General features: G+C 76.4%; 12 protein-coding genes and 2 pseudogenes. 2 read left to right on the top strand and 12 right to left on the bottom strand.

Translation table 11 applies throughout. The features are described from left to right. Nucleotides 1–40: 40 nt before the first annotated feature. From Cpa01nite_RS03540 to Cpa01nite_RS03580, 9 genes and pseudogenes are all read right to left on the bottom strand, one after another. Nucleotides 41–1,678, bottom strand: a complete 1,638-nt coding sequence (locus Cpa01nite_RS03540; RefSeq protein WP_203667371.1) for a succinic semialdehyde dehydrogenase — start codon at nt 1,676–1,678, stop codon at nt 41–43. A gap of 101 nt (nt 1,679–1,779) precedes the next feature. Beyond that, nucleotides 1,780–1,965, bottom strand: a pseudogene (locus Cpa01nite_RS18485) (VOC family protein); the annotation flags it as partial. Nucleotides 1,966–2,205: 240 nt separating this feature from the next. Continuing rightward, complete coding sequence (gene ptsP, locus Cpa01nite_RS03550; RefSeq protein ID WP_203667373.1) at nt 2,206–3,942, bottom strand: phosphoenolpyruvate--protein phosphotransferase; 1,737 nt, start codon at nt 3,940–3,942, stop codon at nt 2,206–2,208. Between the two features lie 96 nt (nt 3,943–4,038). Beyond that, nucleotides 4,039–5,595: a PTS fructose transporter subunit IIC gene (locus Cpa01nite_RS03555; protein WP_203667374.1), complete on the bottom strand. Its 1,557-nt coding sequence runs from the start codon at nt 5,593–5,595 to the stop codon at nt 4,039–4,041. Next, nucleotides 5,592–6,047 (bottom strand): PTS sugar transporter subunit IIA, encoded by a 456-nt coding sequence (locus Cpa01nite_RS03560; RefSeq protein ID WP_203667375.1) that lies wholly within the window; start codon nt 6,045–6,047, stop codon nt 5,592–5,594. The genes Cpa01nite_RS03555 and Cpa01nite_RS03560 overlap by 4 nt, the downstream gene beginning before the upstream one ends. A 1-nt stretch (nt 6,048) precedes the next feature. Continuing rightward, entirely contained in the window at nt 6,049–7,017 is a 969-nt protein-coding gene (gene pfkB / locus Cpa01nite_RS03565) for a 1-phosphofructokinase (RefSeq protein ID WP_203667376.1), read from the bottom strand. Further along, nucleotides 7,014–7,775 carry a DeoR/GlpR family DNA-binding transcription regulator gene (locus tag Cpa01nite_RS03570; RefSeq protein ID WP_203667377.1) on the bottom strand — a complete coding sequence of 254 codons (762 nt, stop codon included), beginning with the start codon at nt 7,773–7,775 and terminating at the stop codon, nt 7,014–7,016. The genes pfkB and Cpa01nite_RS03570 overlap by 4 nt, the downstream gene beginning before the upstream one ends. Nucleotides 7,776–8,157: 382 nt before the next feature. Next, entirely contained in the window at nt 8,158–9,282 is a 1,125-nt protein-coding gene (locus tag Cpa01nite_RS03575; protein ID WP_203667378.1) for a GuaB3 family IMP dehydrogenase-related protein, read from the bottom strand. A gap of 95 nt (nt 9,283–9,377) precedes the next feature. Further along, entirely contained in the window at nt 9,378–9,932 is a 555-nt protein-coding gene (locus Cpa01nite_RS03580) for a type 1 glutamine amidotransferase domain-containing protein (protein ID WP_203667379.1), read from the bottom strand. A gap of 162 nt (nt 9,933–10,094) precedes the next feature. Here Cpa01nite_RS03580 and Cpa01nite_RS03585 point away from each other — a divergent pair, with 162 nt between their 5' ends. Together Cpa01nite_RS03585 and Cpa01nite_RS03590 are read left to right on the top strand one after the other, a co-directional pair. Further along, a complete protein-coding gene (locus tag Cpa01nite_RS03585) occupies nt 10,095–11,054 on the top strand; it encodes an exonuclease domain-containing protein (RefSeq protein ID WP_203667380.1) in 960 nt (319 codons plus the stop codon). 132 nt (nt 11,055–11,186) lie between these two features. Beyond that, the gene (locus tag Cpa01nite_RS03590) at nt 11,187–12,776 is read left to right on the top strand and encodes a helix-turn-helix domain-containing protein (protein WP_203667399.1); all 1,590 of its coding nucleotides are present in this window, start codon (nt 11,187–11,189) and stop codon (nt 12,774–12,776) included. 69 nt (nt 12,777–12,845) lie between these two features. On the opposite strand, the gene guaB is transcribed toward Cpa01nite_RS03590, so the two are convergent. From guaB to Cpa01nite_RS03605, 3 genes and pseudogenes are all read right to left on the bottom strand, one after another. Beyond that, nucleotides 12,846–14,375 carry an IMP dehydrogenase gene (gene guaB / locus Cpa01nite_RS03595; RefSeq protein ID WP_203667381.1) on the bottom strand — a complete coding sequence of 510 codons (1,530 nt, stop codon included), beginning with the start codon at nt 14,373–14,375 and terminating at the stop codon, nt 12,846–12,848. A 100-nt stretch (nt 14,376–14,475) separates the two neighbouring features. Further along, complete coding sequence (locus tag Cpa01nite_RS03600) at nt 14,476–15,165, bottom strand: response regulator transcription factor (protein ID WP_203667382.1); 690 nt, start codon at nt 15,163–15,165, stop codon at nt 14,476–14,478. 102 nt (nt 15,166–15,267) lie between these two features. Then, nucleotides 15,268–15,947 (bottom strand): annotated as a pseudogene (locus Cpa01nite_RS03605) (MerR family transcriptional regulator); the annotation flags it as partial.

Genomic DNA, 15,947 nt, shown 5'->3' on the forward strand with positions numbered 1-15,947 from the left:
GGAGGGAGACTCGGCGGCCGGCGCGGCGCCGGGACGCGCGTCAGCGCAGCCGCGCCCCGCGGGCGGCGCGCAGCACCGCCGTGGCCGCGGCGGTCCACCGCTCGGGGTCCCCGGACAGCACCCGCCCGGGGCCGAGCGGCGGCAGGACCGTCCGCCCGCCGACCCGCACCCCGTGCACGCCCCGCTGCACCGCCACGGTCCGCGTCGCGGTGAGCGCGAGCAGCCCCTCGCGCCCGTGCCGGTGGCCCCAGCCGGACGCCCCGCGCCCGCCCTGCGGCGCCGCGACCGAGCCCCAGGACGCCTGGTACCCGTCGTTGACGTTCACGCTGCCCGCGCGCAGCCGGGCCGCGAGCGCCGCACCCCGCCGGGTCGAGCGGGTCCACACCGACGCGTTGAGCGCGTACGCCGAGTCGTTCAGCGCCGCGACCGCCTCGTCGTCCGAGGCCACCGGCGACAGCGCGACGACCGGCCCGAACGTCTCGTCGCGGGATGCGCGGGCGTGCTCCCCGACGCCCTCCAGCACCGTCGGCTCGTACACGTAGGGCCCGAGGTCGGTCCGGTGGACCCCGCCCGCGAGCACCCGGGCGCCGCCCGACAGCGCGTCCTCGACGTGCTCGACCACCCGGGCCAGCTGCTCCGCCGAGGTCAGCGACCCGATGTCCGCGCGGTGGTCCAGGCCCGTGCCGACGCGCAGGGCGCGGGTGCGCCGGGCGAACGCGGCCGCGAAGGCGTCGTGGACGTCCCGGTGCACGTACAGCCGCTCGACGGACATGCACAGCTGACCCGTGCCGCCGAAGCACGCGCGCACCGCGCCCTCCGCCGCCGCCTCGACGTCCACGTCCTCGGCGACGTACATCCCGTTCTTGCCGCCGAGCTCGAGCGTGCTCGGCACCAGGCGCTCGGCCGCCCGCGCGGCGACGACCCGGCCCGTCTCCGTGGACCCGGTGAACACCACGTGGTCCACGTGGTCGACGACCGCGGCGCCGACCGTCGGCCCGTCGCCGAGCACGACCTGCACGAGCCCGCGCGGCATCCCGGCGTCCTCGAGCAGCTCGACGACCCAGAGCGCGGTCAGCGGCGTCTGCGGGTCCGGCCGCAGCAGCACGGCGTCCCCGGCCGCGAGCGCGGGCAGGACGTCCCCGAGCGTCAGGCTCAGCGGGTAGTTCCACGGCGCGACGACCCCGACGACGCCGACCGGGTCGTGCCGCACCCGCACGGAGGTCAGGCCGGGCACCAGGCCGGGGCGGCGCTCGGGCGCCAGGTACCGCGGGGCGGCCCGGCCGAGGTGCCGCGCCACCAGCGCGACGTCGGCGACCTCCTCGTACGCGGCCCCGCGCGCCTTGCCGTTCTCCAGCTGGACCAGGTCGAGCACGTCGCTCTGCCGCTCGAGCAGGAGGTCGTGCACCCGCAGCAGCAGCCGCGCCCGGTCCCGGGCGGGGACGGCGCCCCACCGGCGCTGCGCGGCGCGGGCCGCGCGCGCCGCCCGGGCGACGTCCTCCGCGGTGGACTGCGGGAGCGTCGCCAGCGGCGCGCGGGTCCACGGCGCGTGGTGCGTCCGCGTCCCCGCCTCCGGCGAGCCCACGACCCGGCCGGCGAGCTCGCGCAGGTCGTCGGGCTCCAGCACGAAGGTCGCGAGCGGGTCGGTCTCCGGGTCCAGCACGCCGTGGTCGGCCACCATGCGGCCAGGCTACGCGCCCGGGCGCCCGGGACACGCCAGCGGTGCCGCCGAGGAGGGCGCTCCGGACGTGCCCCGCGCACCGGGCGGCGGCCGCCGGGGGCTCAGCCCTGCTCCGCCGCCCAGGCCGCCACGCGCCGCGCCGACTCCTCGGGCGACAGGTCCTCGACCCGGGTCATCACGGTCCACCGCACGCCGAACGGGTCGACCACCGAGCCGTACCGGTCGCCGGACACGAACGTGGCCACGGGCTCGCGCAGCGTCGCCCCCGCCGCGACGGCACGCTCGACCGGCTGCAGGCCGCCTCGGCCCCGTTCGCCCATCCCGACACCGACCTGGCCGGCCTGGCCGCGGACCTCGGCTACGTCGACCAGACGCACTTCACGCGCCGGTACCGCGCCGTCGTCGGCGAGACCCCGGCCCGCACGAGGGCGCGCGCGGCGGCCTGACCGCGCGGGGGTGCACGAGACACGTCCGCGGGGCCCTCACCGGGGGCACCCGCGGGGTGTCTCGTGCACCGTCGCCGGTGGCTACACGCCCAGCGTCGCCCGCGCCTCCGGGTCCAGGAGGCCCGCCACCGCCGCGCGCCCCGCGGCCGGGTCCGCCGCCGCGAGCGCCGCCTCCGCCATGGCGCGGCACGCCTCCAGCGTGTGCCGGCGCAGCGCGAACCGGACCGCGGGCAGCGCGGCCGGGGACATGGACAGGCTGGTCACGCCCAGCCCCGTCAGCACGAGCGCCATCAGCGGGTCGGACGCCGACTCGCCGCACACCCCCACCGGCTTGCCCGCGGCCGCACCGGCCCGCGCGGTCGCCGCGACGAGCTCCAGGACCGCGGGCTGCCAGGCGTCGAGCAGGTCGACGAGCTCGCCGAGCAGCCGGTCGGCGGCCATCGTGTACTGCGCGAGGTCGTTGGTGCCGAGCGAGACGAAGTCGACCTCGTCCAGCACGTGGCCTGCCCGCAGCGCGGCGGCGGGGACCTCGACCATCACGCCGGCGGTCCGCAGGCCCGCGGCGTGCACGGCGTCGGCGAACGCCCGGGACTCGGCCGGCGTCGCGATCATCGGCGCCATCACCCACGGCTGGGTGCCGGTCTCCTCGCCCGCGCGGGCGAGCGCGGTCAGCTGGTCGGTGAGCAGGGCGGGTGCGGACCGGACGAGCCGGTAGCCGCGGACGCCCAGCGCGGGGTTCTCCTCGGCGTGCAGGTTCGCGAACGCCAGCGGCTTGTCGGCGCCCGCGTCGAGCGTCCGGACGACGACCTTGCGGTCGGGGCCGAGCGCGCGCAGCACGCGGGCGTACGCCGCCGCCTGCTCGTCGACCGTCGGCGCCTGCTGCCGGCCGAGGAACAGCACCTCGGTGCGGAACAGCCCGACGCCCTCGACCGCGGCGCCCACGAGCTTCTCGGCGTCCTCGGCGGTGCCGATGTTGGCGAGCAGCTGCACCCGGTGCCCGTCGGCGGTGCCACCCGGCTCGGTGTCGGACTCGAGCGCGCGTTCGGCGGCCGCGCGGGCCTCGAGGACGGCGCGGTCGTCGTCCGACGGCTCGACCAGCACGGTGCCCGCGGCGGCGTCGACGCCGACCACGGACCCGTCGGCGAGCGCCGATGCGCCGGTCACGCGCACGACGCACGGGATGCCGTTCTGCCCGGCGATGATCGCGGTGTGGCCGGTCGGGCCGCCCTCCTCGGTCACCAGCGCGAGCACCCGCTCCAGGTCGAGCGCCGCGGTGTCGGCGGGCGCGAGGTCCCGGGCGACGACCACGGAGGGCGCGTGCAGCTCGGGCACGCCGGGGGCCGGCAGGCCCGCGAGCCGGGAGACGACCCGGTCCCGCACGCTGCGCAGGTCGGTGACCCGCTCGGCCAGGTACCCGCCCGCCTGCTCGAACATCGCGGCGAACGTCCCGACGACGGCGTCGATCGCGGCGACCGGCGGCTCCCCGCCGCGCACGCGGCCGAGCACCTGGTCCCGCAGCGCGGGGTCGTCCGCCATCATCGCGGTCGCGCCGAGCACCTCGGCGACGGTGCCGGTCGCGCGGCCGGCCTGCTCGCGCAGCCCGTCGCCCACGGCGGCGAACGCGGCGGTGACGGCGTCGGGCAGCTCCTCGGCCGGCACCGGCGCGCCGTCCCGGAGCACCGGGGCGTCCCCGGGCACGGCGGGCGCGGGCTGCACCCGCACCACCGGGCCGACGGCGACGCGGCGGCCGACGCCCACCCCCTGCAGGACCGTGCCGGCGGCGGGCGGTGCGGAGTTCTCGGTCTGCGTGTCGGTCATGTCGTGAGCGTCTCCCCGTCGAGATGGATCCGTAAAGGGGCGGAGGTCCCGCCGTCGGCGTCCCGGGGCCGCGCCGACCCCGGGACGCCGGTGCCGTCAGGCGGTGGCGGGCTGCGCGGCGGCCGGCGTGCCTGCGGTGGCGGCGGCCGCGTCGGCCTCGCGCTCCGCCTGGACGACGGGGTTCGGCCGCAGGCCCTTGAGCACGACCACGACGCCGGCGGTCACCACCGTGCCGACCGCGACCGCCAGCAGGAAGCCCAGCGGGTTGGAGATCAGCGGCAGCACCCAGATGCCGCCGTGCGGCGCCCGCACCCCGGAGCCGACCGCCATCGCGATCGCGCCGGTGGCGCTGGACCCGACGACCGACGACACGATGACCCGCCACGGGTCGGCCGCGGCGAACGGGATCGCGCCCTCGGAGATGAAGGACAGGCCGAGCAGCCAGGCGGCCTTGCCGTTCTCCCGCTCGGCGTGCGTGAACAGGGCCCTGCGGACCGTGGTCGCCAGCGCCATCGCGAGCGGCGCGATCATGCCCGCGGCCATCACGGCCGCCATGATCCGGTACTGCACGGCGTCGCCGGTGAGGCCGCCGGTCGCGAGGCCGGTGACCGCGAAGGTGTACGCCACCTTGTTGATCGGGCCGCCGAGGTCGAAGCCCATCATCGCGCCGAGCAGGGCGCCCATGAGCACGAGGTTCGAGCCGGACAGGCCGTTGAGCCAGCTGGTCAGCCCCTCCATGACGTTCGCGATGGGCCGCCCGATGAGCACGAACATGAGGAAGCCGGTGAGCAGCGAGGACAGCAGCGGCGTCACCACGACCGGCATCACGCCGCGCACGCCCTTCGGCACCTTCCACCGGCTGATCCACAGCGCGAGGAACCCGCCGACGAACCCGGTGACCAGGCCGCCGAGGAAGCCCGCGCCGATCACCACGGAGATGGCACCGCCGACGAACCCGGGCACCAGGCCCGGCCGGTCGGCGATGGCGTACGCGATGAACCCGGACAGCACCGCGACGAGGAAGCCGAAGGCGGCCGCGCCGGTCTGGTAGAGCAGCACCGCCCAGTCCTGGCCGGAGGTGATGCTGAACGAGGTGATGAGGTCCTCGACCGGGACCGCGGTCACCGCGACGGGGCCCTCGTTCCCCGGCCAGGCGACCTGGGCGACCATGAACCCGAGCGCGATGAGGATCCCGCCCGCGGCGACGAACGGGATCATGTACGACACGCCCGTCATCAGCCACTGCCGGACCCGGGTGCCGACGCCGGCGTTCGCGTCGACCTTCGTGGCGGGCCGCGGCGCGGAGGGGGCGGCGCCCGCAGCGGCGGCGTCCTCCGCCGGGACCCCGGCCTCGACGGCGGCGACGGCCTGCGCGAGCACGCCCGTCGGGTCGTGCACCGCCTTCTTCACGCCGACGTCGACCGACGGCTTGCCGGCGAACCGCTCCCTGGCCTGCACCTCGAGGTCCGCGGCGTAGATGACGCCGTCGGCCGCGGCGATGATCGCGGGGTCGAGCGGCGTCGAGCCCGCGGCCCCCTGCGTCTCGACGTGCACCTCGTGGCCGGCGGCCTTGCCGGCCTGCTCGAGCGCCTCGGCGGCCATGTACGTGTGGGCGATCCCCGTGGGGCACGAGGACACGGCGACGAACTTCATGACGGCACCACCTCTCGCTGGACGATCTCCGCCACGGTGGCGGCGTCGGGGGCGTCGAGCAGCGACTGCCGGAAGGACTCGTGGACCAGCCGGCGGGCGAGCGCGGCGAGGATCTGCAGGTGGTCGGCGTCCCCGCCCGCGGGCGCCGCGATGAGGAACACCAGGCGGGCCGGGCCGTCCGGCGCACCCCAGTCGACGGGCTCGCGCAGCTTGCCGACGGCGAGGCTCGGCGCGGTGACGTGCTCCGAGCGGGCGTGCGGCAGGCCGACGCCGCCGGGCATGCCGGTGGCCATCTGCGCCTCGCGTGCCCGCACGTCGGCGTGGAAGCCGTCGGCGTCGGTGACCCGGCCCGCGGCGGCGAGCAGGTCGATCAGGCGGCGGGTCGCGTCGTCGCGGTCGGCGGCGGCGAGGTCGACGCCGACGAGGTCGGCGGAGGTCAGGGGCAGGCTCATGTCACAGCTCCTTCAGCGCGAGCGCGGGGTCGGGGTCGGCCACGACGGCGACCTCGTCGGGACGGGTGTCGGACGGGCGCGGGACCGCGCTGCCCGGCAGCAGGACGGCGGCGCGGCCCCAGGCGACCGCGCGGCGCAGGCGGTCCGGCGGGTCGCCGGCCGCGGCGAGGTAGCCGGCGAGGGTGGAGTCCCCCGCGCCGACCGTGGAGACGGGCACCAGCGGGGGCCCGCCGGCCCACCACGACCCGCCCTCGGCGACCAGCAGCGCACCGTGCGCGCCGAGGCTCACCAGGACCGCGTCGGTACCCAGCGCCCGGACCGTGCGGGCCGCGGCGAGGACGTCGCCGACCGTGCCCAGCTCGGTCCCGGCCAGCTCGGCCAGCTCCTCGTCGTTCGGCTTCACCAGTGCCAGCCCGCCGTGCCGGACGGCGGCGGCGAACGGCGCCCCCGAGGTGTCCAGCACGACCGGGACGCCGTGCCGGGCGCCGAGGTCGGCGACCGCGGTGAGGAAGTCGTCGCCCAGGCCCGCGGGCAGGCTGCCGGCCGCGACGACCGCGGACGCGGCGGGCAGCTCGGACTCGACGGCCGCGAGCAGCGCCGCCACCTCGTCGGGCGCCAGCGCGGCTCCGGGCGCGTTGATCTTGGTCGTGGCGCCGCTGGACTCGGTGAGCGTGATGTTCGACCGGGTGTCCCCGGCGACCGGCACCGGCCGCGCGTCCACGCCCTGGGCCGCGAGCAGCGCGACCACCTGCGCGCCGTCGGGGCCGCCGGACGGCAGGACCGCCCGGGTCGGGACGCCGTGCGCCGCGAGCGCCCGGGACACGTTGATGCCCTTGCCGCCCGGGTGCAGGTGGGTCGCGGCGGCGCGGTTGACCTCGCCGACCCCGAGCCGCTCCAGGTGCAGCGCCCGGTCCAGGCTCGGGTTCGGCGTGAGGGTGACGACGCGCGGGGCGTCGGGGGCGGCGGTCATGCGCGCACCACCCGCGGGCCGGCGGCCTCGACCTCGTCGGCGAGCTCGGGCTGCACCCCGGAGTCGGTGACCAGCGTGTCGACCTGCGCGAGGTCGGCGACGTGCGCGAAGTCGGCCCGGCCGAGCTTGGAGTGGTCGGCGAGGACGACCGTCCGGCGCGCCGCGGTGACCAGTGCCCGCTTGACCGCCGCCTCCGCGAGGTCCGGGGTGGTGAGCCCGTGCTCGACGCTCAGCCCGTTGGTGCCGAGGAACGCCGTGTCGACGTGGATGTCCGCGAGCTCGCGCAGCGCCCAGGTGCCGACCGCGGCGAGCGTCCGGCCGCGGACCGTGCCGCCGACCAGGTGCAGCGTGATGCCGGGACGCGTCGCGAGCACGGTGGCGACGGGCAGCGCGTGCGTGACGACGGTCAGCTCGCGGTCGGTCGGCAGCAGCTCCGCGAGCCGCACCGTCGTCGTGCCGGCGTCGAGGATGATCGCGCCGCCGGCCGGGAGCTCCTCGAGCGCGGCCTTGGCGATCCGGTCCTTCTCCCCCGACAGCAGGCCCTCCCGCTGCGCCAGGCCGGGCTCGAACCCGAGCTGCTCGACCGGGATCGCCCCACCGTGCACCCGGCGGACCAGGCCGTGCCGCTCCAGCACGGTGAGGTCGCGGCGCACCGTCTCCGGCGTGACGTCCAGGGCGGTCGCGAGCGAGGCCACGTCCACGCGCCCGTCCCGCCGCGCCGCCGCCAGGATCTGCTGCTGGCGCTCCGTTGCGTACACGTCGCCTCCGTCGGTTCCGGGTCCGGTCACGAGGACGCCCGGGGCACCGAGGGGGCCCGGCGCTGGGCGAGATCGCCCGACCAGCATGCCCCACCCGCGCGCCGAAACGCAAGCAATCAAACCGAGTCGGACTCAAACAGGAACCAAACGGGCATCCGCCGACGTCCGGTCGGCGATCGACCGGGCTCCGCCGGGCTCGACTGGAGCGTCCTGCCCGACACGCCGAGGTGCCTCGGGCACGACGCTCCGCCCGGTTCCAGCCACGCGACCCGGCGCGGCCCGGCGCGGCCCGGCACGACCCGGGTCGCCCTCCGGGACGGCCGAGGGCCGCGCACCTCCCCCGGTCGGGAGGCGCGCGGCCCTCGGCGCGCAGGAGCCGGCGTCAGCGCGGCTGGTACGGGGAGACCACGATCTCCACCCGCTGGAACTCCTTGAGGTCCGAGTACCCGGTGGTCGCCATCGCGCGGCGCAGCGCGCCGATGAGGTTGAGCGAGCCGTCCGCGGTGTGGCCCGGGCCGAACAGCACCTGGTCCAGCGTGCCGGCCTGGCCGACCTGCACCCGCTCGCCGCGCGGCAGGTGCGGGTGGTGCGCCTCCGGGCCCCAGTGCCAGCCGCCGCCGGGGGCGTCGGTCGCGCGGGCCAGGGCGGCGCCGAGCATGACGGCGTCCGCCCCGCAGGCGATCGCCTTGACCAGGTCGCCGGACCGACCGACGCCGCCGTCGGCGATGACGTGCACGTACCGGCCGCCCGACTCGTCCAGGTAGTCCCGGCGCGCGGCCGCGACGTCGGCCACGGCGGTCGCCATCGGCGCGTGGATGCCGAGCGAGACGCGGGTGGTGTGCGCGGCACCGCCGCCGAAGCCGACCAGCACGCCCGCCGCTCCCGTGCGCATGAGGTGCAGCGCCGCGGTGTAGGTGGACGCGCCGCCGACGATGACCGGCACGTCGAGCTCGTAGATGAACCGCTTGAGGTTGAGCGGCTCGGCGCGGCCGGACACGTGCTCGGCCGACACGGTGGTGCCGCGGATGACGAACAGGTCGACGCCCGCGTCGACGACGTCCTTCCAGAACTCCTGGGTGCGCTGCGGCGACAGCGCGCCGGCGACCGTCACGCCCGCGTCGCGGACCTCGCCGACCCGGCGGCGGATCAGCTCGGGCTGGATGGGGGCGGAGTAGATCTCCTGCATCCGGGCGGTCGCCTCGGCCTCGGGCAGCTCGGCGATCTGCGCGAGCAGCGGCTCCGGGTCCTCGTACCGCGTCCACAGGCCCTCGAGGTCGAGCACGCCGAGGCCGCCCGCCCGGCCCAGCGCCACGGCGGTGGCGGGGCTCATGACGGAGTCCATCGGCGCGGCCAGGACCGGCAGCTCGAAGTGGTACGCGTCGATCTGCCAGCCGACCGACACCTCCTCCGGGTCGCGGGTGCGCCGCGAGGGCACCACGGCGACGTCGTCGAAGGAGAATGCCCGCCGTCCCCGCTTGCCGCGGCCGATCTCGATCTCGTTGCTCACCGGGACAGGCTACCGGCGCGCACGGACCCGCGCGGGCCCCGCCGCCTGCCGCGACGGGGCCCGCGTGGGTGGCGCCGGCGGCCGCCGGGCGGGGCTCAGCCCGCGACCGCGTCCACGACCGCCGCGCAGAACGCCGGCAGGTCGTCGGGGTTGCGCGACGTGATCAGCGTCGCGCCGCCGGTCTGCGCGACGACGACCTCCCGGTCGACCCAGTCGGCGCCCGCGTTGCGCAGGTCGGTGGCGAGGCTCGGGTAGGACGTGAGGGTCACGCCGTCGACGACGCCGGCCTCGATCAGGGTCCACGGGCCGTGGCAGATCGCCGCGACGGGCTTGCCGGCGCCGACGACCGCCTTCACGAGCGCCTGGGCGCCCTCCTGGGTACGCAGCGTGTCGGCGTTCACGGTGCCGCCGGGGATGACGAGGCCGTCGAGGTCGTCCGCGGACACCTGGTCCAGCGTGCGGTCGACCGGGTACTCGCCGCCCGGGTCGAGGTCGTTGTTGACGGCACGGACGGTGCCGGCCTCGGCGGACACGAGGACGGCGGTGCCGCCCTCGTCGACGACGGCCTGCCAGGGCTTCGTGAGCTCCGGCTCCTCGATGCCCTTCTCGCTGGTGAGGAACGCGACGGTTCGGCCGGTCAGGCGGGCCATGACGACTCCTTCCGGGGGGTCCCCCCGCGGTCCGCGGGGGCTGCCTCCACCCTCACCCGGACGGCCGCTCGTCGCATCCGCACCCGGCCACACGCCGGGCGGGGTCCCCGGGAGCGTCGGTGGCCGGTGCGATGCTGGCCGCGCAGGAAGGAGAGGGACGCGATGACCTGGACCGACGGGCCGCTGCTGGGGTTCGACACCGAGACCACCGGCGTGGACACCGACCACGACCGCATCGTGACGGCCGCGCTCGTCCGGCGGGACCGCGACGGCACGCACGTGCAGACCTGGCTGGTCGACCCCGGCGTCGAGATCCCGGAGGGCGCGAGCGCGATCCACGGCATCAGCACCGAGCACGCGCGCGAGCACGGGGTCGAGCCGCGCGGCGCGCTCGACGAGATCGCCGCCGCCATCGCCGAGGCCGTCCGCGACGGTGTCCCGGTCGTCGCGTACAACGCGTCCTTCGACCTGTGCCTGCTCGAGTCCGAGCTGCGCCGGCACGACCTGCCGACGGTCGAGGACCGCCTCGGCGGCGAGCTGCGCCCGGTCATCGACCCGCTCGTGCTGGACCGCGCCGAGGACCGGTACCGGTCGGGCAAGCGCAAGCTCGTCGACCTGTGCGGCGTCTACCAGGTGGTCGACACCGGCGACCTGCACACCGCGGACGTCGACGTCGTGGCGACCCTCGACGTGCTGGAGCGGATCGTCGGCCGGTTCCCGCACCTGGGCGACCTGGACCTCGTCTCGCTGCACGACTACCAGGTGACCGCGCACCGGGCGTGGGCCGAGGCGTTCAACGCCTGGCGCGCCGAGCGCGGCCACACCGGACCGGGCGCGGAGTCGACCTGGCCGAGCCGGGCCGCGTCGCGCGCGGCGGCCGCGACCGGGGCCCCCGGGACCGGCGCGCCCCTGGAGCCCCTGGCCGCCCCGGCCGCCCCGGGGCCCGCCGCCGAGCCGGCCCCGGCGCCCTCCCCCGGCCTCGCCGCTCGCCTCACCGGCCGGTACGCCACGCAGCCCGCGCTCCCGGTCCCCGTGACGCCGGAGCCGGTGGCGATCCGGCACGACCCGGCCCGCGACCGCCGGTTCGCCGGCCGGCCGATCCAGGACACGCTGATCGCCTGACCTGCGGCGAACGCCGCCGGGCAACACCGGTCATGAGGTCGGGATCTGCCCGAGATCGCGGGCGGTCACACGATCTCCCCATCCGGCCCCGTGCCGATATCTCATCCATGAGATAGCGTCCTCGTCGTGACCATGACCAACCCGACGACCGGAGCCGTCCCCACGGTGACCTCGTCCCTCCCCGTCGTCACCCCGACCCTCCCGGAGCAGCTCGCGCACGTGGGCTCGCTCGTCCGGTCCGCGCGCCGCCACCGCGGCCTGACGCAGACCCAGCTCGCCGAGCTCCTCGGCACCAGCCAGTCCGCCGTGCACCGCATCGAGCAGGGCGCGCAGAACCTCAGCCTCGACATGCTGACCCGGATCGGCGCCGCGCTGGACTCGCCGATCGTCACGCTCGGCGGGCCGCAGCACACGCACCTGCGGGTGCGCGGCGGCCAGCGGCTGTCGGGCCGGCTCGACGTCAACACCTCGAAGAACGGCGCCGTCGCCCTGCTGTGCGCCTCGCTGCTCAACCGCGGCACCACCCGGCTGAAGAACGTGGCGCGGATCGTCGAGGTCGACCGGATCGTCGACGTCCTCCGCTCGGTCGGCGTGCGCGCCACGTGGTCGCAGGACGGCCGGGACCTGGAGATCGTCGTGCCGAAGGACCTCGACCTCGAGGCCATCGACGTCGACGCCGCCCGCCGCACCCGGTCGATCATCATGTTCTTCGGGCCGCTGCTGGGGCAGCAGGACGAGTTCCGGCTGCCGTACGCCGGCGGCTGCGACCTCGGCTCCCGCACCGTCGAGCCGCACATGATCGCGCTGCGACCGTTCGGGCTGTCCGTCACCGCCAGCGGCGGCCGCTACCTGGCGCGCGTCACGGACCCCGGCACCGAGAACCTGTCGATCGTGCTCACCGAGCGCGGCGACACCGTCACCGAGAACGCCCTCATGGCCGCCGCCCGCCGCCCGGGCGTCACCACCATCCGCAACGCCAGCCCGAACTACATGGTCCAGGACCTGTGCTTCTACCTGGAGCTGCTGGGCGTGCGGGTCGAGGGCATCGGCACCACCACCCTGCGGGTGCACGGCCGGTCCGAGATCGACGCCGACGTGGAGTACGCGGTGTCCGAGGACCCGGTCGAGGCCATGAGCCTGCTGACCGCCGGCATCGTCACCGGCTCGGAGATCACCGTCGGCCGGGTGCCGATCGAGTTCATGGAGATCGAGCTCGCGACCCTGACCGAGATGGGCCTGCGCTACACGCTCTCCGAGGAGTACACCGCGCACAACGGCCGCACCCGGCTCGTCGACATCACGGTGCACCCGAGCGACCTGCGCGCGCCGCTCGACAAGATCCACCCGATGCCGTTCCCGGGCCTCAACATCGACAACCTGCCGTTCTTCGCGGTGATCGCCGCGTGCGCGACCGGGTCGACGCTCGTGCACGACTGGGTCTACGAGGGCCGGGCGATCCACCTGACCGACCTGACCCGGCTCGGCGCCGACGTCCGGCTGCTCGACGCGCACCGGCTCCAGGTCTCCGGCCCCACCCGGTGGTCGGGCGCCGAGGTGTCCTGCCCGCCGGCGCTGCGGCCCGCCGTCGTCATCCTGCTGGCGATGCTGGCGGCGAAGGGCGAGAGCGTGCTGCGCAACGTCGACATCATCGCGCGCGGCTACGAGGGGCTGCAGGAGCGGCTCGTCGAGCTGGGCGCGCAGATCGAGACGTTCCGGGACTGACCCCGCGCACGACGACGGGGCCGGGTGCGATCCGCACCCGGCCCCGTCGTCGTCTCGGCGCAGCGCGCCTCAGCGCACCGTGTAGTTCGGGGACTCCGAGATCATCTGCACGTCGTGCGGGTGGCTCTCCTTGAGCCCCGCCGGCGTGATCCGGACGAACTTCCCCCGCGCCTGCAGCTCGGGGACGGTGTGCGCGCCGACGTAGAACATCGACTGGTGCAGGCCGCCGACCAGCTGGTGCGCCACCGCCGACAGCGGGCCGCGGTAGGGCACCTGGCCCTCGATGCCCTCGGTGATGATCTCGTCGTCGGACAGGTTGCCCTGGAAGTACCGGTCCTTGGAGTACGACCGGCGGTCGCCGCGGCTCTGCATCGCGCCGAGCGACGCCATGCCGCGGTAGCGCTTGAACTGCTTGCCGTTGACGAAGACCAGGTCGCCCGGCGACTCGTCGCAGCCGGCGATGAGGCCGCCGACCATGACGCTGTCCGCGCCGGCCACGAGGGCCTTCGCGATGTCGCCGGAGTACTGCAGGCCGCCGTCGGCGATGACCGGCACGCCCGCGGGCTTCGCGGCGAGCGACGCCTCGTAGACGGCGGTGACCTGCGGGACGCCGACGCCGGCGACGACGCGGGTGGTGCAGATCGAGCCGGGGCCGACGCCGACCTTGACCGCGTCCACGCCCGCGTCGACCAGCGCCTGCGCGCCGTCGCGGGTCGCGATGTTGCCGCCGATGACCTGCACGTGCCGCGTGGCCGGGTCGGACTTGATCCGGCGGACCATGTCGAGCATGAGCCGGGCGTGGCCGTTCGCGGTGTCCACGACCAGCGCGTCGACGCCGGCCTCGACCAGCGCGGTCACGCGGTCCCAGGCGTCGCCGAAGAACCCGACGGCCGCGGCGACGACCAGGCGGCCGCTCGCGTCCTTGGTGGCCAGCGGGTACTGCTCGGACTTCACGAAGTCCTTGACGGTGATGAGGCCCTGCAGGCGGCCGTCGGCGTCGACCAGCGGGAGCTTCTCGACCTTGTGCTTGCCGAGCAGCGCCGCGGCGTCGTCGTTCGAGATGCCGACCGGGCCGGTGACCAGCGGCATCGACGTCATGGTGTCGGCGACGCGGCGGGTGGTGAACTCGCCCGGCGGCACGAACCGCAGGTCGCGGTTGGTGATGATGCCGAGCAGGCGGCGGTCGGCGTCCACGACCGGCAGGCCGGACACCCGGTACTTGGCGCACAGGGCGTCGAGCTCGGCCAGCGTCGCGTCGGGGCCCACGGTCACGGGGTCGGACACCATGCCGGACTCGGAGCGCTTCACCAGGTCGACCTGGTGGGCCTGCGCCTCGATGGACAGGTTGCGGTGCAGCACGCCGATGCCGCCCTGGCGCGCCAGCGCGATGGCCATGCGCGACTCGGTGACGGTGTCCATGGCGGCGGACACGAGCGGGATCGACAGGGAGATCTCACGCGTGAGCCGGGTCGTGGTGTCGACCTCGCTCGGGATGACGTCCGTCTCGCCCGGGAGCAGCAGGACGTCGTCGTAGGTGAGACCGATGAAGCCGAACGGGTCGGCAGGCGCGGAGGATCCAGGGGTACCCAGGTCGGTCATCCCAGAATGATACGGCCGTCGCTCGTGCCACCCGGCCGCCCGGCGGGGTGACCTGCGCGACGGTGGCCCCGGGCGCCGCGGGGTCCGCGGCGCCCGCCGGTCAGCGGATCAGGCCCCGGCGCAGCCCGATGGCCACGGCCTGCGCGCGGTCGGCGGCGCCGAGCTTGCGGAACAGCCGGCGCGCGTGGGTCTTGATCGTGTCCTCGGACAGGAACAGCTCCTGGCCGATCTGGGCGTTGGACCGGCCGTTGCTCATGCCGACCAGCACCTCCACCTCGCGCTTGGTCAGCGAGACCTCGGTGCCGCCGGTCGCCTGCACCGGCAGGTCGGCGCGGGTGACCACGGGCGTCGGCGCGCTGCCGACGGCGCCGTTGGCCACCGCGAGGCCCTCGTGCGACCCGCCGCCGCCGGCGACCGGGACGGCCGGGCTGGCCAGGATGTGCGCGGCGACCGCCGCCAGCTCCGCGCGGCCGACGTCGGGCGCGAGGTAGCCACGGGCCCCGAGCGCGATCGCCCGGTCCAGCGCGATCTCGTCGCCCGGCACCGCGAGCATGACGACCGTCGACTGGGACGGCACCGCCCGCAGCCGCCGGATCGCCTCGACCGGGCCCGGCGACGGCAGGTGCGCGTCGAGGAGCACGATGGTCGGCGGCACCCGCCGCGCCAGCGTGACCAGCTCGTCCACGGACGCCGCCGCGCGCACCGGGGCCAGCGCGGGCACACCGAGTGCCGTCAGGACGATGCGCTCCCGCACCGCCGTCGATCCGTGGCACACCACGACGCCCGCCATCGACCTCCGCCTTCCGCCTGTGCCGTGACCCTGGCGGATCCGGCTTCCTTCCTGTATCGGCCGGATCGGGCCCGACGTTAGCGTCCTGGGGCAACCGAGGGGTCAGGCGCAGACGGCCAGCACCTCGTGGACCAGGCCCGGGACCGTCCGGACGCGGTGCACCTGGCGGCCGAGCGGGACCTGCTCGGCGGCCTCGCCGGGCACCATCACGAACACCGGCAGCTCGGGCTGCGCCTCCGCCACCGCGCCGACGAGGCCCAGGTCCGGGGCGGTCTGCTCGCTCAGCAGCACGACCGCGGAGGGGGACGTCATGGCCGCGATCTCGAGCAGCCGGTGCCGGCCCGTGGGCCCCGCGACGACGCGCGCGTCGACCCCCGCGTCGGCGAGCGCGCCCGCGAGCACGTGCAGCGAGAGCGGCCGAGGTTCACCCGGCGCGGCGAGCAGCAGGACGATCCGGCGGCGCGACGGGTGCCGCGGCACGCGGCCCGAGCGGTCCCGCAGCACCGCGAGCGCCGCGGCGACGACGAGCGCGTCCGGCTCGTCGCCGGGGCGGGCGAGGACGGTGCGCGAGGCGATGCCGGCCCGGGCGGGCGCGACGAGGTCGGACCACCAGCGGACCAGGTCGGCGCCGGGCGGCAGGGCGAGCAGCCGGGTGACCTCGGCGCCGTCGGCGCGCAGGGCGGCGTCGATCACGCTGGTCGGCGTGGCCGGGCGGGCGGCGCGCGGCGCCCGTGCGGACGGCGCGGGGGCAGCGGGGCGGGCCGGGGCCGCGGCGGGGCGGG

Source organism: Cellulomonas pakistanensis (genome assembly GCF_016862755.1).
Taxonomy (GTDB): Bacteria; Actinomycetota; Actinomycetes; order Actinomycetales; family Cellulomonadaceae; genus Cellulomonas; species Cellulomonas pakistanensis.